16 protein-coding genes and 1 riboswitch are annotated in these 23,927 nt (G+C 70.0%); of the genes, 9 read left to right on the forward strand and 7 right to left on the reverse strand.

Annotated elements, in window-relative coordinates; all coding sequences use genetic code 11:
* Positions 1-117: 117 nt before the first annotated feature.
* Genes recC through arfB form a run of 4 tightly spaced genes read left to right on the forward strand, consistent with a single transcriptional unit; the run spans position 118 to position 9,864 of the window.
* Positions 118-3,456 (forward strand): exodeoxyribonuclease V subunit gamma, encoded by a 3,339-nt coding sequence (recC, locus tag CFB52_RS05985; RefSeq protein WP_099316235.1) that lies wholly within the window; start codon positions 118-120, stop codon positions 3,454-3,456.
* A complete protein-coding gene (gene recB / locus CFB52_RS05990; protein WP_099316236.1) occupies positions 3,453-7,160 on the forward strand; it encodes an exodeoxyribonuclease V subunit beta in 3,708 nt (1,235 codons plus the stop codon). The genes recC and recB overlap by 4 nt, the downstream gene beginning before the upstream one ends.
* A complete protein-coding gene (locus tag CFB52_RS05995) occupies positions 7,157-9,463 on the forward strand; it encodes an AAA family ATPase (RefSeq protein ID WP_099316237.1) in 2,307 nt (768 codons plus the stop codon). The genes recB and CFB52_RS05995 overlap by 4 nt, the downstream gene beginning before the upstream one ends.
* Complete coding sequence (arfB, locus tag CFB52_RS06000) at positions 9,460-9,864, forward strand: alternative ribosome rescue aminoacyl-tRNA hydrolase ArfB (RefSeq protein WP_059573930.1); 405 nt, start codon at positions 9,460-9,462, stop codon at positions 9,862-9,864. Before CFB52_RS05995 ends, arfB begins: the two co-directional genes overlap by 4 nt.
* A 52-nt stretch (positions 9,865-9,916) precedes the next feature.
* Here arfB and CFB52_RS06005 read toward each other — a convergent pair whose 3' ends face one another.
* The 5 genes from CFB52_RS06005 to thiC form a co-directional block, all read right to left on the reverse strand.
* On the reverse strand, positions 9,917-11,197 hold the full coding sequence (locus CFB52_RS06005) for an EAL domain-containing protein (RefSeq protein ID WP_059573929.1): 1,281 nt from the start codon (positions 11,195-11,197) through the stop codon (positions 9,917-9,919).
* 511 nt (positions 11,198-11,708) lie between these two features.
* On the reverse strand, positions 11,709-12,635 hold the full coding sequence (locus tag CFB52_RS06015) for a DMT family transporter (protein ID WP_099316238.1): 927 nt from the start codon (positions 12,633-12,635) through the stop codon (positions 11,709-11,711).
* Positions 12,636-12,775: 140 nt separating this feature from the next.
* Positions 12,776-13,030, reverse strand: a complete 255-nt coding sequence (locus tag CFB52_RS06020; RefSeq protein WP_099316239.1) for a hypothetical protein — start codon at positions 13,028-13,030, stop codon at positions 12,776-12,778.
* A 211-nt stretch (positions 13,031-13,241) separates the two neighbouring features.
* Positions 13,242-13,454 (reverse strand): glycine zipper 2TM domain-containing protein, encoded by a 213-nt coding sequence (locus tag CFB52_RS06025; RefSeq protein ID WP_059573926.1) that lies wholly within the window; start codon positions 13,452-13,454, stop codon positions 13,242-13,244.
* 232 nt (positions 13,455-13,686) lie between these two features.
* Complete coding sequence (thiC, locus tag CFB52_RS06030) at positions 13,687-15,618, reverse strand: phosphomethylpyrimidine synthase ThiC (protein ID WP_059792333.1); 1,932 nt, start codon at positions 15,616-15,618, stop codon at positions 13,687-13,689.
* Between the two features lie 124 nt (positions 15,619-15,742).
* Positions 15,743-15,859: riboswitch (TPP riboswitch) on the reverse strand.
* A gap of 267 nt (positions 15,860-16,126) precedes the next feature.
* Between thiC and CFB52_RS06035 the strand changes: the two genes are divergently transcribed.
* The 5 genes from CFB52_RS06035 (at position 16,127) to CFB52_RS06060 (ending at position 21,620) form a co-directional block, all read left to right on the forward strand.
* Positions 16,127-16,423: a pentapeptide MXKDX repeat protein gene (locus CFB52_RS06035; RefSeq protein ID WP_099316240.1), complete on the forward strand. Its 297-nt coding sequence runs from the start codon at positions 16,127-16,129 to the stop codon at positions 16,421-16,423.
* Between the two features lie 76 nt (positions 16,424-16,499).
* On the forward strand, positions 16,500-17,132 hold the full coding sequence (locus tag CFB52_RS06040; protein WP_099316241.1) for a cytochrome b/b6 domain-containing protein: 633 nt from the start codon (positions 16,500-16,502) through the stop codon (positions 17,130-17,132).
* Between the two features lie 29 nt (positions 17,133-17,161).
* A complete protein-coding gene (locus tag CFB52_RS06045) occupies positions 17,162-17,950 on the forward strand; it encodes a molybdopterin-dependent oxidoreductase (protein WP_099316242.1) in 789 nt (262 codons plus the stop codon).
* Between the two features lie 781 nt (positions 17,951-18,731).
* A complete protein-coding gene (locus tag CFB52_RS06055; RefSeq protein ID WP_257220018.1) occupies positions 18,732-20,111 on the forward strand; it encodes an RICIN domain-containing protein in 1,380 nt (459 codons plus the stop codon).
* Between the two features lie 300 nt (positions 20,112-20,411).
* Positions 20,412-21,620, forward strand: a complete 1,209-nt coding sequence (locus CFB52_RS06060) for an EamA family transporter (protein ID WP_099316243.1) — start codon at positions 20,412-20,414, stop codon at positions 21,618-21,620.
* Positions 21,621-21,656: 36 nt separating this feature from the next.
* On the opposite strand, the gene CFB52_RS06065 is transcribed toward CFB52_RS06060, so the two are convergent.
* Both CFB52_RS06065 and CFB52_RS06070 read right to left on the reverse strand, forming a co-directional pair.
* Positions 21,657-22,856 (reverse strand): MFS transporter, encoded by a 1,200-nt coding sequence (locus CFB52_RS06065; RefSeq protein ID WP_059573921.1) that lies wholly within the window; start codon positions 22,854-22,856, stop codon positions 21,657-21,659.
* Between the two features lie 171 nt (positions 22,857-23,027).
* Positions 23,028-23,852, reverse strand: coding sequence for a phosphodiesterase (locus tag CFB52_RS06070; RefSeq protein WP_099316244.1), 825 nt, complete (start codon positions 23,850-23,852; stop codon positions 23,028-23,030).
* Between the last annotated feature and the right edge of the window lie 75 nt (positions 23,853-23,927).

The following is a 23,927-nucleotide window of genomic DNA, read 5'->3' on the forward strand; positions in this document are numbered from 1 at the left end:
ATTTCGCGGTTCGCAAAAGCTGGCTTTCCGGCCGAGGTTCGCGGCGGCGGCCCATTTGCTATCCTTGGTGATCCTGTTCGCCCGGCCCCGCCGGTCCGAGGTTCCGACGCCCGCTTCATGCTCCATCTTTTCTATTCGAACCGTCACGAAACGCTGGCCGACGCGCTGCTCGAGGATCTGGCCGCGTTCCCGGCCCGTAACGGCCCGTGGGCGCCGCAACAGGTCATCGTGCCGAGCGCGGCGCTGCGCCGCCGCCTCGAGCTCGACATCGCCGCGCGCAACGGCGTGTGCGCGAACGTCGAGTTCACGTATCTCGCGCAGTGGCTGTGGGCGCAGATCGGCCGCGTGCTGGCGGTGCCCGCGCGTTCGCCGTTCGCGCCCGACCGGCTCGTGTGGCGCTGCTACCGGCTGTTCGCGCAGGCGGCAGGCGACGCGCCGTGGCTCGCGTCGCCGCGGCTGGCCGCGTATCTGTCGGCCTCCGACGATGCGATGCGCTACGAGCTGGCCCATCGCGTCGCGGCCGTGCTCGATCACTACCTGACCTACCGCCCCGAATGGCTGGCCGCGTGGCAGGCCGGCGAGTCGGTGCTCGCGGGCGACGCCGCGCCGCGCGGGATCAGCGACGCCGCGCGCGACGACGAGCGCTGGCAGGCCGCGCTGTGGCGCGCGCTGCTCGCCGAGCTGAGCGACAGCGGCACGCCGCCGGCGCACCGTTTCCTCGTCGAAGCGCGCCATCTCGATGCCGATACGGTCGCGCGCGCCGACTGGCCCGAATCGGTCAGCGTGTTCGCGCTGCCGACGATGCCTCCGCTGCACGTCGCGCTGCTGCGCGAACTGTCGCGCTGGATCGACGTGCGCGTCTACGCGCTGAATCCGTGCCGCGAATTCTGGTTCGACATCGTGACCGCCGCGCACGCCGAGGCGCTCGATGCGGCCGGGCGGCGCGACTACCAGGAAGTCGGCCATCCGCTGCTCGCCGAATGGGGCAGGCAGACGCAGGCGCAACTGCACATGCTGCACGAGCTGACTGAAAGCGCGGCGTCGGGCGATGCGTCGCGTTTCGTCGAGAATCCCGCACCGACGTGGCTCGCGCGCGTGCAGAACGCGATCCTCGAACTGCAGCCGGAGGCCGACATCGGCGGCACGCCGCTCGAGCGCGGGATCGAGGTGCATGTGTGCCACAGCCTCGCGCGCCAGCTCGAGGTGCTGCATGACCGGCTGCTCGCGTGGTTCGACGCCGATGCGAGCCTGCAGCCGTCCGACGTGCTCGTCGCGGTGGCCGATCTTGCCGCCGCCGGGCCGTTGATCGACGCGGTGTTCGGCACCGCAGGCGCCGGCGGCGCGCGGGTGCCGTACCGGATCACCGGCCTGCCGCCGTCGCAGGCGAACCCGGTCGCGCGCGTGCTGCTCGACTGGCTCGCGTTGCCCGAGCGGCAGGTCGGCGCGCCGGAGCTGGTCGAATGGCTGCGCGTGGATGCGGTGGCCGCGCGCTACGACATCGACGCGGCCGCGCTCGAAACGGTGCAGACCTGGCTCGCGGCCGCCGGCGCGCGGCGCGGGCTGTCGCCGCGCGCGAGCGACGACGCGGCCGTGCCCGCGCCGCGCCATACGTTCTCCGATGCGCTCGCGCGGCTCTTTCTCGGCTATGCGATGCCCGAAGGCGCGGCGCCGATCGGTGCATGGCTGCCGATCGAGGCGGCCACGGGCAGCGAGGCCGAACTGCTCGGCCGGCTCGCACGCTTCACCGACGATCTCGACGGCTTCGCGCGGCGGCTCGCGCAGTCGCACACGCCGCGCGGCTGGAGCGAGCTGTTCGCCGACACGCTCGCGCGCTTCTTCGATTCGGGCGCCGCGTATGCCGACGCGCTAGCCGGCGTGCGCGACGCGCTCGACGCGATGCTGGCCGCGATGACGGAAGGCGCGCCCGACGAGGCGCTGCCCGCGGCCGTCGTCCGCGCGGGGCTCACCGCGGCGCTCGACGATCCGGCCCGCGGCGGGGTGCCGTGGGGCGGCGTCACGTTCTCGTCGCTCACGAGCTTGCGCGGGCTGCCGTATCGCATCGTTTGCCTGCTCGGGATGGACGACGGCGTGCTGCCGAGCCTCGCGCGCGCGGACGAGTTCGACCTGATGGCCGTGCTGCCGAAGCTGGGCGACCGGCAGCGCCGCGACGACGAGCGCAATCTGTTTCTCGACCTGCTGCTGGCTGCCCGCGACCGGTTGCTGATCGCCTATACGGGCCGCAGCATCCGCGACAATGCGCCGTTGCCGCCCGCGGCGCTCGTCGACGAGTTACTCGATCATCTGGCGATCGTCACGGCGGGGCCCGGCGCCGCACCGGATGCGGTCGATGCCGCGCGGCGCGCGTTCATCGTCGAGCATCCGCTGCAGCCGTTCGCGGCCGCGTATTTCCAGCCCGGCAGCGAACTCGTTTCGTACGACGCCGAGCGGGCGACGCTTGCGTCGCTGCTGGCCGCCGAAGCGTCGCGCGGCGGGCCGCGCGAGCAGCCGTTCTTCGCGCAGCCGCTGCCGGCCGAGCCGGTCGAGCCCGTCGCGTTCAGCGAATTCGAACGTTTCTGGCGGCATCCGGCGCGCGCATTGCTGCGCGGCCGGCTCGGCATCGTGCTGGCGGACGCGCAGGCCGAACTGCTCGATACCGAGCCGTTCGCGCTGGACTTTGCCGGCAGCGACGCGCTTGCCGAGCGCGTGCTGCCGCTCCTGATCGAAGCGGGCGAGGGCGGCGTGCACGATCACGCGCTGCGCATCGCGGACGCGAGCCCCGAACTGCCCGGCGGCGCGACGGGCGCGGTGTGGCGCGACCAGGCGCTCGGCTCGATGACGCAGCTTGCGTCGAACGTGCGCGGTGCGCTGGCCGGCGGCATCGAGCGGCGGCCGTTCTCGCTCGCCGTCGTGCCGAAATGGCCCGACACCGAGCAGGCGCTGTTCGGCGCCGACGACGCGATGCTGGCGGCCGACGCGGTGAGCGCGGCGCTCGAGTTGCACGGCACGCTGAACCGGTTGACACCGGCCGGCCAGGTCATCTACCGCTATGCGCGGCCGAGCGCGCGCGACTACCTGTCCGCATGGCTCGCGCATCTCGTCTACTGCGCGATCGAGCCGGGCGGCCCGTGCCGCACGCTGTGGTTCGGCAGCGGCGGCGCGTTCGAGCTGACGCCCGTCGCGGCGCCGCTCGAACGGCTCGCGCCGCTGGCCGCGCTGTTCCGCGCGGGGCGGCGCATGCCGCTGCGGTTTTTCCCGCGCAGTGCATGGGCGCGGGTGTCCGACGGCGAGGCCAAGGCCGCGAGCGTGTGGATCAACGAGCGGGTCGTGAGCGAAGCCGACGATCCGGCCATCGCGATCGCGTGGCGCGGCGCGCATCCGTCGCTCGACGAGCCGTTCGGCACGCTCGCGCGGCTCGTGTTCGAGCCGCTCGTCGAGCATCTGAAGGAGGTCGCATGAGCGCCGGGGCGCAGCAGCAGGCGCTCGAACTGGACGTATTCGCGTGCCCGCTCGACGGCGTCAACCAGATCGAGGCGTCGGCCGGCACCGGCAAGACCTGGAATATCTGCGCGTTGTACGTGCGCCTGCTGCTCGAAAAGGATCTCGGCGCGGACGAGATCCTCGTCGTGACGTTCACGAAAGCGGCGACGGCCGAGTTGCACGAGCGGATTCGCGGCCGGCTCGCGCAGCTCGCGCATGCGCTCGACACGGGCGACGACGGCGGCGATCCGTTCATCGCGCGCCTGCTGGAGACCACGCTCGGCGACGACGGCGCGCTCGATCCCGAGACGGCCGTGAAGCGGATCCGGCGTGCGCTGCGCGCGTTCGACCAGGCGGCGATCCATACGATCCACGCGTTCTGCCAGCGCGCGCTGCAGGAAGCGCCGTTCGCGGCGGCGATGCCGTTCGCGTTCGACATGGAGGCCGACGATGCGTCGCTGCGCTTCGAACTCGCGGCGGATTTCTGGCGCACGCGTGTCGAACCGGCGGCCGCGCGCTGGCCGGGCTTCGCGACGTGGCTCGTCGAATCGGGCGCCGGCCCGGCCGCGCTCGATGCGCAGCTCGCACGCCGGCTGAAGAAGCCGCTTGCCGCGCTGCGCTGGGATGGCGTGACCGAGCCGGACGAATCGGCCGAAGCGGCCGCGGCCGAATGCTTCGCGGAGGCCGCGCGGATGTGGGCGGCCGAGCGCGACGCGATCGATGCGCTGCTGCGCGCCGCGCAGCCCGCGCTCAATCAGCGCTCGCACAAGCCCGACGCGCTCGCCGATGCGCTCGCCGCGTGGGCGGCGCATTTCGCGCAGGGCGACGCGACGGCCGCGCTGCCGAAAGCCGCGCTGAAGCTCACGCAAACCGCACTGACCAAGGCGACGAAAAAAGGCGGTGCAACGCCCGCCCACGCGTTCTTCGACGTGGCCGACGCGCTCGAGGCCGCCGTGGCCGCAGCCGAGGCCACGCAGCGCGCGCGCTGGCTCGCGCTGATCGCCGAATGGCTCGACATGGCGCCGCGCGAGCTGGCCGAGCGCAAGCGCACGCGGCGCGTCGTGTCGTTCGACGATCTGCTCGCGAACCTGTATCACGCGCTGCACGCGCACCCGTGGCTCGCCGAGGCGCTGCGCGCACGCTATCCGGCCGCGCTGATCGACGAGTTTCAGGATACCGATCCGCTGCAGTTCGCGATCTTCGACCGGATCTTCGCGCCGGGCGGCCCGCTGTTCCTCGTCGGCGATCCGAAGCAGGCGATCTACAGTTTCCGCGCGGCCGATCTGCATACCTATCTCGCCGCGCGCGCACGGGCGAGCGCGTGCTACACGCTCGCGGTCAACCAGCGCTCGACGCCCGCGATCGTCGACGCGTGCAACCGCTTGTTCATGTCGAATCCGCGCGCGTTCGTGCTCGACGGGCTCGACTATTACGCGGTGCGCGCCGGCACGCGCGTGCGTGCGCCGTTCGTCGACGAAACCGATCCGGGCCCCGCCGGCGATTTCCGGGTGTGGGCGCTGCCGGGCGGCGAACGCACGCTGCTCAAGCGCGATGCGCAGGCGCAGGCCGCCCAGGCGTGCGCGGCCGAGATCGCGCGGCTGATGCGCGGCGCGCGTGAAGGGCGCGTGCGGTTGGGAGACACGCCGTTGTCGCCGGGCGACATCGCGGTGCTCGTGCAGACGCACCGGCAGGGCAGCCTCGTGAAGCGCGTGCTCGCGACGTGGGGCATCGGCAGCGTCGAGCTGGCGCAGGCGTCGGTGTTCTCGACCGGCGACGCCGAGCAGCTCGAACGCGTGCTGGCGGCGATCGATGCGCCGGGCGACCTGCGGCGCCTGCGCGCGGCGCTCGCGTCCGACTGGTTCGGGCTCGATGCCGGCGCGCTGTGGCGCATGGAGCAGGGCGACGGCGGAGCGCCACCCGGCGCGCCGGCGGCCGATGGTGCCGACGCGATGAGCTGGGTCGAGCGCTTCTCGCGGTATCGGCTGCTGTGGCGCGAACGCGGTTTCGCGGTGATGTGGCGCACGTTCACGCGCGAGCTGCGGATCGCCGAGCGGCTGATGGCCGGTGCGGACGGCGAGCGCCGCGTGACCGACATCAACCATCTGGCCGAGTTGACGCAGGCCCGTGCATCCGCGCAGCCGGGCATCGCGCCGACGCTGCGCTGGCTCGCCGCGCAACGGCTCGACGGCGGCGGCGAGGAAGCGCAACTGCGGCTCGAATCCGATCGCAATCTCGTGCAGATCGTCACGGTGCACAAGTCGAAGGGGCTCGAATACGCGATCGTGTTCTGTCCGTTCCTGAACGACGGCGGGCTGCGCGAGCCGCCGTCGTCCGCGTTGCCCGATGCGCGCGAGTATCACGACGAGGCCGGCGATGCGGTGCTGCATTACGGATGCGACGACGAAGCGGCCGCGCACGCGGCGCGGCAGGCGCTGCGCGAGCAGGCCGCGGAACGCGCGCGGCTCGTCTACGTGGCGCTCACGCGCGCGGTCTATCGCTGCTATGTCGTCGCCGGGCCCTACCTGTCGTCGCGCTCGACGCGCGAAGCGCGGCGCAGCGTGCTCAACTGGCTCGTCGCGGGGGCCGGTCATGCGTTCGATGCGTGGCTCGACGAGCCGCCCGACGAAGCCGCGCTCGACGCGGCGTGGCACGCGCTCGCGGGCGGCCCCGTGAGCGTCGCGCCGCTGCCGGTGCCTGCGCGCCGCGAGCGTCTCGAAGCCGGGCACGACGCGTCGCAGACGCTCGCGGCGCGCCATGCGACACGCGTGCTGCGCGATGCGTGGCGGATGGCGAGCTTCAGCTCGCTGACCGCGTCGATGGCGCGGGAGGAGGCGGGCGTCGCGGCCGTGCCCGACGACGAACTGCGGCCCGATCACGATGCGCTTGCGGCGGTGACGCCCGACGGCGAACCGATACTGGCCGATACGGCCGCGGCCGGCCCGCCGGACGACGACATCCTCATGTTCCCGCGCGGCGCGGCGGCCGGCGAATGCCTGCACCGCCTGTTCGAGCTCAGCCGGTTCACCGAGCCCGAATCGTGGCACACCGCCGCGCTCGGCGCGCTGCACGACCGGCCGGTCGAGGCCGAGCCGGAGCTTGCGGCGCGCCTGCCGGCGATGATGGCGCGGCTCGTCGACGACGTCGTGCACACCGAGCTCGTGCCGGGCATGCGGCTTGCCGATCTCGATCCGGCGAAGCGGCTCGACGAAATGGGCTTCCTGTTTCCGGCGCCGTCGCTCGATCTGACGGCGCTACGCCGGCTGCTGGTCGCGCACGGCTATCCGGACGTTGCACTGGAGGCGGGCACGCTCGCCGGTTTCATCAAGGGTTTCATCGACATGATCGTCGAACACGACGGCCGTTTCTGGATCGTCGACTGGAAGTCGAATTACCTCGGCACGACGCCGGATGCCTACGGCCCGCGCGCGCTCGACGTCGCGATGGCCGATCACGCGTATCACCTGCAGGCGCTGCTCTATACGGTCGCGCTGCACCGTTACCTGCGTGGCCGCCTGCCCGATTACGACTACGACACGCACATCGCCGGTTACCTGTACCTGTTCGTGCGCGGCGTGCGGCCCGGCTGGCGCAGCGGCGGCGAGCCGGCCGGCGTGCATGCGCGGCGGCCCGCGCGCGCGCTCGTCGACGCACTCGACCGGATGATGGAAGGGAGCCGCGCATGACCGCGTCCGACGACATGCTCGAATTCACCGGCGGCCTCGTCGCGCGGCTGCCCGAGCCGGCCGATTTCGGCATCGCGCTCGCGGAAGGCTTCGCGCGCCGCATCGGCGACCTCGCGCGGCGTGCCGGTGCGCCGCCCGCATCGGCACGCTGGGCGGCGCGCGCCGCGTTCGCGACGAGCCGCGCGACCGCCGGCGGCCACGTGTGCGTCGCGCTTGGCGCGCTCGCGCAGCGCTACGAAGCGCCGCTCGACGAGGTCCGTGCGGCGCTGGCCGCAAGCGGCGTGGTCGCGTTCGGCACGCTCGCGCGCGGCGACGAGCGGCCGCTGATCGTCGACCGGCTCGATCACCTGTACCTGTCGCGCTATTTCGATTACGAACGGCGGCTCGCCGATGCGCTCGTCGCGCAGGCCGGCGTCGCCGCGCCGGACGAACGCCTGTCGCCCGACCGGTTGCGCGACAGTCTCGCCCGTTACTTCGGGCCGGCCACCGGCGAAGTCGACTGGCAGCGCGTCGCGGCGATCGTCGCGCTGACGGGCCGCGTGACGATCGTCAGCGGCGGGCCGGGCACGGGCAAGACGACGACCGTCGTCGGCGTGCTCGCCTGTCTGCTCGACGCGCACCCGGGGCTGCGCATCGCGCTGGCCGCACCGACCGGCAAGGCCGCACAGCGGATGCAGGAGGCGCTGCACGCGCGCGCCGGCGATCTGCCGCCGGAACTCGCCGCGCGCCTGCCCGACACGTCGTACACACTGCATCGGCTGCTGGGCGGCGGTGGAGCAGGCGGTTTCCGGCATCATCGCGACAATCCGTTGCCGTACGATCTGATCGTCGTCGACGAGGCGTCGATGATCGACGTCGCGCTCGCCGCGCATCTGCTCGACGCGCTCGCGCCGGGCGCGCGGCTCGTGTTGCTGGGCGACAAGGATCAACTGGCCGCCGTCGAGGCCGGCGCCGTGTTCGCGGAGCTGAGCGCGCGGCCCGCGTTCACGGCCGCGGCGCGCACGCGCATCGCGCAGGCGCTGGGCATCGACGAGGCGGCGTTCGTCGCGGCGTTGCCGGTGCCGGACGAAGCCGCGCCGGCCGCGGTTCCGGCCGCGCATCCGGTTTCCGCTTCCGCACGGGCTTCGGCGTCGCCATCGGCGTCCGTACCCGTTTCACGCAAGCCGGCGGCTCGGCCGAAAGTCGATGCGCGACAGACGTCGCTCTTCGACGACGAACCGCAGGATGACGAAGCGTCGTCGCCCGGCATCGCGCCGCCACCGAGCGCGGAGTCGGCACCGGCCGATGCCGGCGCACCAAGCGGCACTGCACCCGCCTGGATCGAGGCCGACGAACTCGCCTGGCTCGACACTGTCGAGCTGCCGCCGTTCGATACAGCCGATGCGGTGCTCGCATCGGTGACGGCCGCCGCATCGCCATTGACCGGCGAAGCCGTCGCCGCGTCCGCCGGCACGTCCGCTCCGGCACCGCTCGCGGATTGCGTCGTGTGGCTCGAACGCAATTACCGGTTCGGTCTCGATTCGCCGATCGGGCGGCTGTCGCTCGCGATCCGCCGCGGCGACGTGCAGGCGGCGCTCGATGCGCTGCCTGCCGACGACTCGGCCGCCGCGTCGTTTCATGACGATGCGGGCGACACGCTGGCGTCGTCGACGGTCGAGCGGCTCGCGCGGCGCTTCGGCGCCTATCTCGACGCATTGCGCGACGCGTTGGCCGCGCCGGTGCCCGATCCGCTGCCGCTGTTCGACGCGCTCAACCGGTTCCGGATTCTGTGCGCGACCCGCGGCGGCTCGCGCGGCGCGGAACACGTCAATGCGCTGGTGGCCGCGCACGTACGGCACGCGGCGCGCGTGCCGCTCGCGGTCGGCGCGCACTGGTTCACCGGGCGGCCGATCATGGTCACGCGCAACGATTATGCGCTGGGGCTGTTCAACGGCGACATCGGCATTGCGCTGCCCGACGCGCAGGGCGTGCTGCGCGTGTGGTTCCGGCGCGCGGACGGCACCGTGCGCGCGGTGTCGCCGGCCGCGCTGCCGCCGCACGAAACGGCGTTCGCGCTGACGGTGCACAAATCGCAGGGCTCGGAATTCGACGAGGCGGCGCTCGTGCTGCTCGCGTCGTTCGGCCGCGTGCTCACGCGCGAGCTCGTTTATACGGCCGTCACGCGTGCCCGCACGCGCGTGCAGGTGATCGGGCCGCGGCGCGTGCTGGCGCAGGCAGTCGCGACGCGCACGCAGCGCGATTCGGGGCTCGCCGCCCGCATCGACGAGGCGCTCGCCCGGCGCCGCATGGAGGTTTCGCGATGATGATCCGCTACACGCTCGATCCGGCCGAGGTCGAATGGACCGCCGTGCGCGCGCAAGGCGCGGGCGGGCAGAACGTGAACAAGGTGTCGAGCGCGATTCATCTGCGCTTCGACATCCGCGCGTCGTCGCTGCCGCCGGTGCTCAAGGAGCGGCTTCTCGCGCTGTCCGACCAGCGCATCACGCGCGACGGCATCGTCGTGATCAAGTCGCAGGAATATCGGACGCAGGAGAAGAACCGCGAGGCGGCGCTCGCGCGGCTCGATACGCTGATCGGCAGCGTCGCGTACACGCCGCGTGCGCGGGTCGCGACGCGGCCGACGCGTGCGTCGAAAGAACGGCGGCTCGAACACAAATCGCGCCGCAGCGTGGTGAAGTCGGGGCGAGGGAAGGTGGTCGACTGACGAACGACGGGCCGGTGCTCGTCGCGGGCGAAGGTCCGCCGCGCGCGGCCCGCTAGCGCATCACGGTTCCGGCGCTGTCGAGCACGAAATCGACGCAGAACACGACGAGCCGGCTTTGCGCGCGGATCGCGACGGCGGCCGTATAGCAGTCGCGGCCTTCCGTCAGCGAAAAGTGCGGGCCCATCAGCGCGACGCGCCCGGGGGCGGCGATCGCGCGCTGGAAATACGGGCGTCGCGACCAGTTGCTGTGGGTCTCCGGGAACAGCGGGGCGAGGCGGGTCGCGCTCGCCTGACTATCGTCGAGCGGGGCGCCGATCGACGGCAGGAACTGTTCGCCCGTCTCGTCCGTGACGAACACGCGACGTGCGGCAGGCACCGCGAATACGCGTTGCGCGGCGTCCTGCAGGTTGCCGCTCGCCGAAAACGCGGCCGCGCCGCCGAGCACGAGGCGTTCGATCGCGTCGAAGCCCGGCTGCCCGGCGGCCACCGGCGTGTGCCGGCGGGCGATGAAGCGCCGCCACGCGGCGTCGAGCATCGCGGGCGCCGCCGCGCTCGCGTGCGCGATCGATGCATCGGGCTGACCGAACCGGAAACCCTGCACGAAATCGATGTCGGCTTCCATCAGCGCCTGCAACGCGTCGTCGCTTTCCACGCCTTCGGCCAGCACCATCGCGCCGGCCTGGTGCAGCATCGACACGAGGTGATGCATGATGCGGCGATCCTCGGCCGAGCTGGTCGAACGCTCGACGAGCGAGCGGTCGAGCTTCACGATGTCGGGTCGCGCCCGCCACACGCGGTCGAAGTTGGAGAAGCCGGTGCCGAAATCGTCGATCGCGATCAGGAAATCGCGATGCTGGATCATGTCGATCGTGCGGGCGAGCGCGGCTTCGTCGCGCGCCGGCTGCTCGACCACTTCCAGCACGATGCGGTTCGGCGGCAGCGCGAAATGCCGGCAGAGCGCCTCGACGAACTCGCGCTGCACGAGGCCCGTATCGAGTACGCGCGGCGTCACGTTCAGGAACAGCCAGCCGTCGCCGATGCCCTGCGCGACGAAGTTGGCCGTGTGCAGGCAGCGCGCGAGCCGGTCGAGCAGCAGCGCGTCGGCGTCGCCGCGCGTCTTGTCGAGCAGGGCGGTGGGCGACGCCAGCGCGCCGTTCCCGTCGACGACGCGCAGTAGCGCCTCGTAGCCGACGACGCGCTTGTGCGTGATCGACAGCACGGGCTGGAACACGCTGCGCAAGGTCGTGGTGCGATAGGTGGCGAGCCAGCCGTGGGGTGTCGGCGTGAGGCGTTCGAGCAGGGCGTCGAGCGACAGGTCGCGGGTGGGCTTCATGTCAACGGTGCCCGGGCGGGGGCGGCGGGGCGTCGACACTCCGCCACGCCGATGCAGCCGCATGCGCAGGCGGACGCGAAAGAACGTGGGGCATCGAGACTGCCTTCTGCGGATAAGTGTCCCGAGTGTAACGGGATTGCCGCGGCGCGCGTATCAGGGTAACTCCAGACGCAAACGCTACACCGCGATTCCGGCACGCGGGCGGCGGCGCGGCCGCCCGCGCCGCCTGCGTGCGTACGGTGCATGATCGTCGCGAAACGAAGCGCGCCGCGGCGGCGGGCGAGCATCCCGCGACAGGGCGTGACCGTGCGTCGTTGCCACCCGATACGGAAATCCCGGCGGCCGGCCGCCGCTGTCAGACGAATGAGACGAATGCCCGTGCGCCGCGGTGCGATCGGCGGCATGTCGGCCAACCCGCGGCGCGCCGTCATCGGCATTGCCGCGCGGCGGCCACTGGGCTGCGGCCAGCGGGCGGCGGGCGACGGTCCGTGCGCGCCCGGCGTGCCGATCGTCAGGCCGCTTCGCCGCCGCGGGGCCGGACGCCGGGAATCCGCTTGATCGCGCCGGTCGCGAGCGCGGTGCCGACGAGCACGATCGCGCAGCCTTCGATCATCACGGCCGACACGTGTTCGCCGAGGAACAGCGCGCCCCACAGCAGGCCGAACACGGGGATCACGAACGTCACGGTAATCGCGCGGGCGGGCCCGATGTGCGCGATCAGGTAGAAGAAGATGAAATAGGCGATGCCCGTGCACGCGACGCCGAGCGCGAGCACCGCGCCCCATGCGTGCACGCCGATCGGCGCGGCCGGCCACGTCGCGATCGCGAAAGGCAGCAGCAGCACGGTCGAGCCGATCATGCTGCCCGCTGCGTTGACGAGCGGATCGACGCCGCCGAGGTTGCGTTTCGTATAGTTGGCCGCGATGCCGTACAGCAGCGTCGCGCCGAGTGCTGCCGCCGCGGCGAGCGCGGTCGCGCCGGCGCCCGTGTCGCCGTGCGCGGTCGCGATCTGGTTCCACACGAGCGTGAGTACGCCGGCGAACCCGATGACGAGGCCGAGCGCGCGCGGCAGCGACAGCTTGTCCTTCAGCCACAGATAAGCGACGAGCGCGCCCCACAGCGGCGTCGTCGCGTTGATCACCGACGTCACGCCGGCCGACAGCGTCAATTCGGCGAACGCGAACAGGCAGAACGGGATGCCGGAATTCAGCGCGCCGACGACGAACAGCGGCCACGCATGACGGCGCAACCGGGCGCCGAGATCGGCCGGTTTGAAGCGCGTCAGCGCGAAGCCCGCGAGAAACAGCGCGCCGATGCCCACGCGCAGCGCCATCAGCGGCGCGACGCCGAAATCGACCACGCCGATCCGGATGAACAGGAAGGATGCGCCCCACAGGGCGGCGAGCACGGTCAGCAGGAAAGCGTTTTTGGGCGACATCGATCGGGGAGGGCGGGGACGGGATGCGAGGATCTTACACCGCGTTACCACACCGTCGTTTCACGATCGGATGAAACGACAAGAAACGGGAACGTCGCCGGTCGTGCCCGGCGGCGGGCGGCCACGCGCGGCGCGGCCGATCAGCGATGGCGCAAGCCGCCGCGTCCGCCGAAGCCGAAATTGAGCGACAGTGCCGGGCCCCAATAGCCGCCCCACGCCGGCCCATACGCAGGCGCCGGAAAGTAGTAGGCGGGGGCCGGATCGACATACACGGGCGCGGGCTGTACCGGCGCCGGCGCCGCCGTGTAATAGCCTCCGGGATAGTAGGCGTATGGGTAATAGCAGCCGGCAAGCGTCGCGCAGGCAAGCGCCGCGGCGACGAAGGTCCTGTTCATGATGTGTCTCCGGCGCAGCCGGCTATCGGCAGATACCTGAAGCTTAGGCCGAGGACCGGTGACACGGTATGAGAAACGGTAACCGATCATTTCCGGTCAGCGGCCACGCCCTGCGGCGCTACATGCAAAAACGGCGCGTCCGCGGTGCGGAAGCGCCGTTGAGCCGATTGGCCTTGGCCGGATGACGCCCGGCCGGCCGGAGTCGGGCTGCTTACTTGCCGATCTGGTTACCGATGATGCCGCCGGCCGCCGCGCCGCCCAGCGTCGACAGCGCGTTGCCGCCGATCGCCGCGCCCGCGACGCCGCCGACACCCGCACCGATTGCCGTATCGCGCTGGCGCCGCGACATCGAATCGCAGGCCGACAGGCTGGCCACTGTCGCGACCAGGAGCGCGCATACCCCAAAACGCCGAATCGAATTCATTATCGTTGTCCTTGTGGTAGTGAACGGAAGGCGCACGACCGGCTGGCGACCGTGCATGTCCCCAATCTACGCGCCGTCCCGCGCTGCTGCTGTAAGGACTTGTTAAGGCTCGCGCGGTTTCGTAATCAATTGTTTCGCTTCGCCCGGCAGGCACACGGCATGCGCAAAAAAGCCCGCTCGAAAGCGGGCGTCGTGCATCGCGCCGCGAGCCGGTGCGGCTCGCGGCGTGTGCTTACTGGCGGTGGTAGATCTCGGCGCCGGTCTTCACGAACTCGACCGCCTTGACCTCCATCCCCTTCTTCAGCGCTTCGGTTTCCGACACGCCCTGCTGCGCCGCGAACTCGCGCACGTCCTGCGTGATCTTCATCGAGCAGAAGTGCGGGCCGCACATCGAGCAGAAGTGCGCGACCTTCGCCGAATCCTTCGGCAGCGTCTCGTCGTGGAATTCGCGCGCCTTGTCCGGGTCGAGACCGATGTTGAACTGGTCTTCCCAGCGGAATTCGAAGCGGGCCTTCGACAGCGCGTTGTCGCGCACCTGCGCGCCCGGATGACCCTTGGCGAGGTCGGCCGCGTGCGCGGCGAGCTTGTACGTGATGATGCCTTCCTTCACGTCGTCCTTGTTCGGCAGGCCGAGGTGTTCCTTCGGCGTCACGTAGCACAGCATCGCGGTGCCGAACCAGCCGATCATCGCGGCGCCGATGCCCGACGTGATGTGGTCGTAGCCCGGCGCGATGTCGGTGGTCAGCGGCCCGAGCGTATAGAACGGCGCTTCCTTGCACCAGTCGAGCTGGAGATCCATGTTCTCCTTGATCAACTGCATCGGCACGTGGCCGGGGCCTTCGATCATCACCTGCACGTCGTGCTTCCACGCGATCTGCGTGAGCTCGCCGAGCGTCTTCAGTTCGCCGAGCTGCGCTTCGTCGTTGGCGTCGTAGATCGAGCCGGGGCGCAGGCCGTCGCCGAGCGAGAAGCTCACGTCGTACGCCTTCATGATCTCGCAGATCTCTTCGAAGTGTTCGTACAGGAAGCTTTCCTTGTGATGCGCGAGGCACCACTTCGCCATGATCGAGCCGCCGCGCGACACGATGCCCGTCATCCGGTTCGCGGTGAGCGGCACGTACTGCAGGCGCACGCCCGCGTGGATCGTGAAGTAGTCGACGCCTTGCTCGGCCTGTTCGATCAGCGTGTCGCGGAAGATTTCCCAGGTCAGGTCCTCGGCCTTGCCGTTGACCTTTTCGAGTGCCTGGTAGATCGGCACCGTGCCGATCGGCACCGGGCTGTTGCGGATGATCCACTCGCGCGTTTCATGGATGTGCTTGCCGGTCGACAGATCCATCACCGTGTCGCCGCCCCAGCGGATCGCCCACGTCATCTTGTCGACTTCCTCGCCGATCGACGACGTGACGGCCGAGTTGCCGATGTTCGCGTTGATCTTCACGAGGAAGTTGCGGCCGATGATCATCGGCTCGGATTCCGGGTGGTTGATGTTCGCGGGGATGATCGCGCGGCCGCGCGCGACTTCGTCGCGCACGAATTCCGGCGTGATCTCGGCCAGCGCGTTCGCGCCGAAGGCCGCGGCGCCGAACGCCTGGCCCGGATGCTGGCGGCCCATCATCGCGGCGAGCTTCGCGCCGTTCGGGCCGCTCGACTTCAGGCTTTCGATGTATTCGGCGCGGCGCTGGTTCTCGCGGATCGCGATGTATTCCATTTCCGGCGTGATGATGCCCTGACGCGCGTAGTGCATCTGCGTGACGTTCTTGCCGGCTTGCGCGCGGCGCGGGTTGCGGTGCAGGCCCGGGAAACGCAGGTCGGCGGTGGCCGGGTCGGCCGCGCGCTCGAGGCCGTACCGGCTCGACAGGCCGGGGAGCACTTCGGTGTCGCCGCGCGCTTCGATCCAGCGCTGGCGCAGCGCCGGCAGGCCCGCGCGGATATCGATCTTCGCGTCCGGATCGGTGTACGGGCCCGACGTGTCGTACACGTAGATCGGCGGGTTTTTCTCGCCGCCGAAGCCGGTCGGCGTGTCGGCCTGCGTGATCTCGCGCATCGGCACGCGGATGTCGGGTTGCGAGCCGGTGACATACACCTTGCGCGAATTGGGCAGCGGGGCGACGGCGGCGGCGTCGACGTGGGCGTCGGCAGACAGAAACTTCGGATTGGCGTTCATGCAATCTCCTGTGCGGGCGCCGGACAGGCGCTTCGGCGCTTGCCCGGAGCCCTTGACGAATGTGGGGCTCGAGCTAAGCAGGAGACAAGGCTTGGTGAGGCGGCGGGTTTCGTCAGAGGGATGGCGGCGAAATCCGTACGCTTCCCTGCGCTGGCATTATCCAGATCAGGTTCAAAGGGTATTTCTCACCCGCAATGCCGGTTGCTTGACCGAACGCATTGCAGGACCCCCGCGTTAGCAGCGCACACGATACACCGGCTTGGCGGTGGTTTCAACCGGGTGCGGCGCGGATGGCGCCGGGCGATGGCCGGATCGCGGCCGCTGGTGCGCGCACGCTGCGCCGCAGCAAGCGCTGCGGTCGAACCGCGATGCAGGGCCGGACAGAACGGCCGAGCGGGGCAGTAGTCCGTTCCCTTTTTTCAGGCGCAAAAAATTTTCGTCATCGCTGTCATTTCCGTCCGCGTGCTCCGTCTATTCGGCTCCTTAACCCATGTATCGGAGAGATGTCATGAAAAAAGTATTCGTCGCCACCTGTATCGCCGCACTTGCCACGATCGCAACGGGGGCCTACGCGCAAAACGATGCGATGTCGAAGGACGGCATGTCGATGTCGAAGGACGCGATGGGCCACGACGCGATGGCGAAGGACGGCATGAAGAAGGACGGCATGAAGAAGGACGGCATGAAGAAGGACGGCATGAAGAAGCAGGCGATGAAGAAGGACGCGATGGGTCACGATTCGATGAAGAAGGACGCGATGGGCCACGATTCGATGAAGAAGGACGCCATGAGCCCGTCGAACTAACGAATGCGTGCGGGGCGCGACCGGCCGGTTACGGGCGCGCGTCGCGTCCCGCCACATCATCCCGGGAGTATTCATCATGCAAACGGTCCCTGTCACGGATCGCGCGAGTGCGCCGCCGCCCGCGCCGACGATCCATCCGCGGTGGGTGCGCGCGAGCCACTGGCTCAACGCGCTCGCGGCGATCCTGATGGCGTTGTCCGGCTGGCGCATCTACGATGCGTCGCCGATCTATCCGTCGTTCACGTTCGCGCACGGCATCACGCTCGGCGGCTGGCTCGGCGGTGCGCTGCAATGGCATTTCGCGGCGATGTGGCTGCTGGTCGGCAACGGACTGTTCTACCTCGCGATGGCGATCGCAACGGGACGCTTCGCACGCAAGCTGCTGCCCGTGACGCCGGCGTCGGTGTGGCGCGACGTGCGCGCCGCGCTCGGCGGGCGGCTGTCGCACGACGACCTGAGCGTCTACAACGCGGTGCAACGTGCCGCGTATCTGACCGCGATCGTCGATCTCGTCGTATTGGTGCTGTCGGGGCTCGCGATCTGGAAATCGGTGCAGTTCCCGCTGCTGCGCGAACTGTTCGGCGGTTACGACAATGCGCGCATCGTGCACTTCTGGGCGATGTCGCTGCTGGTCGCGTTCGTGGTCGTCCACGTCGCGATGGCGTTGCTGGTGCCGCGCTCGCTGCTCGCGATGCTGCGCGGCCGCTGACCCGTACACCGCGGGCGAAGGAAATCATCATGTCGGAATCTGAAAACAACCGCGGCGAGCCGCGCTGGGCGCTCGACCGGAAATCGCTCGAGCTCGACGTGCGCCGCGAACTCGAGATGCCGTCGCGACGGCTCTTCAACCGGCGCGTGCTGACGCTCGGCGGCCTCGCGATGCTGACCGGCTGCACGCTGCAGGACGACGCGTCGGTCAACACGTTCCTCGAGAAAGTGTCGCGCATGAACGATCGCGTGCAGGCGTGGCTGTTCAACCCGAACCAGCTCGCGCCGACCTACACCGAGGCCGACATCACGCGCCCGTTCCCGTTCAACGCGTACTACGGGATCGACGAAGTGCGGCACGTCGACGAGTCGACGTATCGGCTCGTGCTGTCGGGCCGCGTGACGGGCAAGCGCGTATGGACGCTCGACGAGCTTCGCGCACTGCCGCATGCGGAACAGATCACCCGGCATATTTGCGTGGAAGGGTGGAGCGCGATCGGCCGCTGGGGCGGCACGCCGTTCGGCGCATTTCTCGCGCGCGCGGGCGCCGACACGCGGGCGAAATACGTCGGCTTCAAGTGCGCGGACGACTACTACGAAAGCATCGACATGCCGACCGCGCTGCATCCGCAGACGCTGCTCGCGTTCGAGTACGACGGCCGCCGGCTGCCGGCGGAATACGGCTTCCCGATGAAGCTGCGGATGCCGACCAAGCTCGGCTACAAGAACCCGAAGCACATCATGGAAATCTTCGTGACGGACACGTTCCCCGGCGGCTATTGGGTCGATCAGGGCTACAACTGGTTCGGCGGATCGTGATGTGGGCCGCATCGCGCGAGGGGGCGGCGACTCATCTCGAAAATGATCGGAAAAGATCGAATTTTATGGCGTCAATGAGGTTAGTAATTTAGTACTTGTACGATTGTTTGTCAGATACATCGAATTTTATAATTTTCTCATCGCGCCAGGTCTCCTCGCTGGAGATCGGCGCCGATTGACGGATGTATCTGGCAGCAGCGGAATTTAACCTATTCGCTATTCGAATCGCGAATGACAGGTCGAGTAACGCTGGTCGCGCACGGTGTGATGCGTGTGCGGCTGCGCCTTCCTTTTTCCTATTCGCGGTGAGTCGATTAGCATGGGTCGTGTATTTTTTCGGCGTGGTTTGCCGTTGGGAGCATTTTGTCTGCTGGCGGGTTTGACGTTGTCGGCCTGCGGCGGTGACGATTCGTCCGAGGTCGTGCAGATCGAGGACGCGAGCCCGCGTCCGGAGCCGGGCGATGTTGAAGTGGTCGATCCGCCGCCCACGCTGCCCGAGGCGGTGCCCGGCGAGCCTCCGCCGGTTGTGCCGCCGGCAGTCGTGCCGCCGCCGGTTGTGCCTCCACCGGTCGTGCCGCCGCCGGTTGTGCCTCCACCGGTTGTGCCGCCGCCGGTTGTGCCGCCGCCGGTCGAGCCTCCGCCGGTCGTGCCTCCGCCGGTCGAGCCTCCGCCGGTCGAGCCGCCCCCGGTCGAACCACCCCCGGTCGAACCCCCGCCTGCACCCATCGACACGAGCTTCGCCATCCGCAACCTCGCGCAAGGCGGCGAGCGCTGCCTCACGATGTCGACTGTCGATGGCGTGTCCGTCGGGTTCGCGGCCTGTTCGGGATCGGACGCGCAGCGCTGGCGGATGGAGCGGGCCAACAACGAGAACTTCAGGGTGAAGAACGTGCTGGCCGCATCGCAGAGCCGCGACGTCTGCCTGCGTGCGGCGCCTGCCGCGCCGGGCGCGGTGAGCATGTCGTCGTGCGGCGGCGCCGATTACCCGGCGACGCGGCTGTGGCGTGCGGCGATGCTCGATCCGAACGGCACGTTCACGATGCTGAACAAGCACTGGGCCGCGACGAACACGCTGCAGGCGACGGAGGGCGCACCCGCGATGCTGCCCGAAACCGGCCAGCCCGCCGCGCGCTGGACCTATGAAGGCGAGGTGCCGACCCTCATGCGCAGGGTCGGCGGCACCGATCGCGTGTTACTGATAACGGGCCGCTTTACGGGCCAGACGGCGAATCCCGCCGAGCCGATCCGCAAGGCGGTATTCGGTGACGGCGACGATTTTTCGTCGCTCGCGCACTACCTCAAGCTGGCATCGCGCGGCAAGTTCGGGATCGAAGGCACGATGCTGACCGACGTGGATCTCGGCGATTTCCCCAAGGGGTGCGATTCGGTCGCCATTCGCGCGCAGGCGAAGGCCGCGGCGAAGGCGCGCGGCGTCGATGCCGGCAAGTTCAACTTGTTGTTCGTCGATTTCCCGTCGAACCGTGAATGCAGATTTTCAGGTCTGGCCGGGAGCCCGGGCGCGTGGATCCTGTCGAACGGCTCCGGGCATGGGTACTGGATGTGGACGCACGAGTTCGGGCACGGGCTCGGCGTACACCACCCCGATTCGCTGCAACACTGCCCGGTCAAGGATGGCGCCGTCGTGATCGGCAACGGCTGCGTGACGGGCGGCATCGACGATCCGACCGATACCGTGGGCGGTGGCGGCCGGCGGATGTATCCGGTCGATTACCAGTTGTTTACCGGCTGGCTTTCCGAGGAGGACGTGCCCGCCATCGTCAAGCCCGGCACGTATCGCCTCGCGCCGTTGTGGAGCACGCTGCCGGGCAAGCAGGGCTACCGGCTGCCGCGTGGCGACGGCTCGGCGCTGGTGCTCGAATTCCGCCGTCCGCAGCTCGACGCAGGCAAGCGCGGCACGTTCGAGGACTGGCCGGACACGTCGCCGTTCGTCAACGGCGTGACGGTGCGGATCATGCGCCACCCGAACACCGTGAGCATCAAGAACACCCTCGTCGATGCGACGCCCGGCAGCGCGGACGGCATGAAGGACGCGCCGCTGATGCCGGGCAAGTCGATCGTCGATACGGTGTCCGGACGCCGGATCACCGTGCTGTCGGCCGACGAGAGCGGCGCGGTCGTGCAGGTCGAACTGGCGCGGTAGACGGGAAGAGCTCGCGGCACGCCAGGTGTCGCGCCGAAACGTCACTCCCGATCCTTTCGGACAGGTCTGACGATGCTTTCGAATCCTTGATGCCATAATGCCGAGCGTGCGCAACCGAAAACGGTTGCGCGCGTTTTTTTGTCCCTCTGCCGCCGCTTGCCGGTTCTTTTTCGTCGCCGTTCGCACTGCCATGTCGTTCCGCACGTTCGCTCTGCCTTCCCGGTTCCGCGTGGACCGTTTGCCGGCATTGCCGGCGTCTTTCCGCGGAGCACGCGACACGACGTGCGGGCGGGCAGCGCAATGACGCCGCTCGACCGCCTTCTCGATTTCCTCGCCCGATTTTCGTTCCGGATCCGCCTGCCCCAAAGCCGCGGCGGTCGCGTGGCGCTGGCGCTCGTCTTCATCTATTTCGTCTGGGGCTCGACTTACAGCGGGCTGCATTTCGCGCTGCAGTCGTTTCCGCCGCTGCTGCTGTCGGGGCTGCGCAACCTGCTCGGTGGGGTCGGCCTGTTCATCTTCGCGCTGCGGCGCAAGCCCGAATGGCCGACGCTGCTGGAAATCCGCAACTCGGCGATCGTCGGCACGATGCTCGTCGCGCTGTCGTCCGGCACGATCGCGCTCGGCATGCGCACGGTCAGCAGCGGGTCGGCCGCGGTGATGGTGGCCACGGTGCCGCTGTTCGCGACCGTGATCGCGGCGGTCGCCGGGCGGCCGGTGGCGAAGGGCGAATGGGCGGCCGTCGCGCTCGGGATGGTCGGCATCGTCGTGCTGAATTCGGGCGGCGCGGCCGCCGCGAACTCGGCGCTCGGCACGATCTGCGTGCTGGCCGGTGCACTGTTCTGGGCGGGCGGCGCGCATCTCGCGACGCGGCTCAAGCTGCCGACCGACCTGTTCCTGTCGACGTCGCTGCAGATCGGCCTCGGCGGGCTGATGTCGACGATCGTCGCGTGGCTGTTGGGCGAACGCGTCGAACAACTGGCCGTCGGGCCCGTGTTCGCGTTCGTGTACCTGATGGTGTTCTGCACGATGGCCGCGTACGTCGCGTACGGCTATCTGATCCGCCATACGAGCCCGATCATCGCGAGCAGCTGCATGTACGTGAATCCCATCGTCGCGGTCGCGCTCGGTGCGCTGCTGCTCGGCGAACCGGTGACGATGGCGACCGTCGTCGCGACCGTCGCGATTCTCGGCAGCGTCGGATTGTCGTTCGTGTTCGATCCGGCGCGTCGGCCCGCGGCTGCGACGGCCACCGCCTCGGCCGCCACTTCACCGGCCGCACCGGCCGCACCGGCCGCGGCGGTGGAGCAGGCGCTCACAAGCGATGCTTCGCCGCCGTCCGAGCCGATGGCGACACCCGATCCGGCGCCGATTCTCGCGCCTTCGGCCGTCCCGTTGGCGGTACCGACGCCTGCCGCGGTCATGGATCCCGGCGCGGTGATCGACCCGGCCCCGGCGTTCGCGCCGCCGCCCGCCGCCGCCGAGCCGGCCGCCGCGCGCACCGACGCGTGACGCCGCCGTAGCCGCAGCAGCCGCAGCCGATCCCGCTCAGCCGCGCCGGCCGCCGCGGTGGTGGGACCAGCCGGCGAGCGCCGCAAACAGCAGGCCGGCCGCGCACATGCCGGTCCAGCCGAACGCGCGCCATGCGGCGACGCCGGCCGACGAGCCGAGCGCGCCGCCGATGAAGTAGCACACCATGTACACCGTGTTCACGCGGCTGCGCGCGTCGGGCTTCAGCGCATAGATGCGCGACTGGTTCGAGATCTGCGCGGCCTGCACGCCCACGTCGAGCACGATCACGCCGATCACGAGCCCGACGAGGCTCGACCCCGACAGCGCGAAGATCACGAACGACAGCGCGAGCAGCGCGATCGCGAGCGAGATGATCGCGCGCGGGCCGCGCGTGTCCGCGAAGCGGCCCGCATACGGCGCGGCGAGCGCGCCCGCGGCGCCGACGATTCCGAACAGGCCCGCTGCCTGCGGGCCGAGATGGAACGGCGCGCCGGCGAGCAGCAGCGTGAGCACGGGCCAGAATGCGCTGAACGCCGCGAACAGCGCGGCGCCCGTCAGCGATGCCTCGCGCAGCCCGCGCAATTCGACGGCCAGATGCCACATCGAGCCGAGCAGCTTGCCGTACGACAGCGTCGACGTCGGCGAGCTGCGCGGCAGCCGCAGCACGATCACGACGGCGAGCGCGACGAGCGCCGCGACCGAGGCGGCGAACACCGCACGCCAGCCGAAATACTCGGCGACGAAGCCGGCGGCGGTACGCGCGAGCAGGATGCCGAGCAGCAGGCCGCTCATCACGGTGCCGACCGCGTGGCCGCGTTCGGCCGGCGGCGCGATTTCGGCGGCGAACGGCACGGCCTGCTGCGCGATGGTCGCGAGGATGCCGATCGCGAGGCTCGCGACCGCGAGCACGGCCAGCGACGGCGCGGCGGCCGCCACGATCAGCGCGATCGACAGCCCGGCGATCTGCAGCAGGATCAGCCCGCGGCGATCGAAACGGTCGCCGAGCGGCGCGAGCAGGAACATGCCGGCCGCATAGCCGAGCTGCGTCGCGGTCGGCACCGCGCCGATCCATGACGCGCCGTCCGGAAAGGTCGCGCGGAAGCTGTCGAGCAGCGGCTGGTTGTAGTAGATGTTGGCGACCGACACGCCCGCGATCGTCGCGAGCAGCAACAGCAGGCTGCGCGAGTAGTGGGGCGAGGCGGCGTCGGTCGGACGGTCGGTGGAGGCGGTGGACATGGCGGCGGCAACGGAGTGGGGCGGCGCGGCAGGCGGCGCACGCGTCGGATGCGCCGGCAGGCCGGGCGCCGGTCGAGGCTGCCGATCATACCGGAGCGACGCGAATCCTGCCGGCGGCAAGCCGGCGCGACGGGCCGGCCGCCGCCCGTCACCGCTCGCGCTTCACATCGGTCAGTCGACCAGCTCGCCCGTCGGCTCGTAGAACGGATACGGCCCCGCGCCTTCGTCGATATACACGTGATGCGACGTCATCCCCGTATCGGGCGCATGGCGGTGGACCGCGAACGCCGGCGGTTCGAGCCGGAACGCGGACGGCGCGTCGGCCCGCAGGTCGAACGCGACCTGGTGCGCGGGCGACGGCACCGCGCACGCGAGCGTGCCGCCGAAGCGCGTGAACATCGTGCGGTGCACGTGGCCGCACAGCACGCGCTCGACGTTCGGATGCGCGCGCAGCAGCGCATCGAGTTTCGCCGCGGCGCCGGGTGCGAGACGCAGCTTGTCCATGTGGCCGATACCCGACACGAACGGCGGGTGATGCAGCGCGACGATCACCGGCTGCGCGCGCGCGGCGTCGAGTTGCGCCGCGAGCCACGCGAGCCGCGCGTCGCACAGGTCGCCGTGGCTCGCGCCCGGCACCTGCGAATCGAGCGCGAGCACGCGCACCGCGCCGACATCGAGCGCGTACTGCACGAATTCGCCGTCCTGCAACTCGGCGCGATCGGCGAACGCGCGGCGCAGACCGGCACGGTCGTCGTGATTGCCGATCATCAGGTAGTACGGCATCTCGAGTGCCGCGAGCAGCTCGCGCAGGTTGCCGTACTCTTCATCGTGGCCGAAGTCGGTCAGGTCGCCGGTGACGAGCACGGCGTCGGGGCGCGGCACGAGTGCGTTCAGCTTCGCGACGCAGCGCGCGAGCGCGGCCGCGGTGTCGACGCGCCGGTACGCGAGCTGACCCGGCCGCTTGATGTGGAGATCGCTGATTTGAGCAAGCAGCATCGTCGTTCCTCGGAATCGTCTGGTTGTTGTCGCGGCGGCGTGCGCCGTCGTGGGGGGCTGCATGCATGATGCCCG

Source organism: Burkholderia sp. AU18528, assembly GCF_002223215.2.
In the GTDB taxonomy this organism is placed as follows: domain Bacteria; phylum Pseudomonadota; class Gammaproteobacteria; order Burkholderiales; family Burkholderiaceae; genus Burkholderia; species Burkholderia semiarida.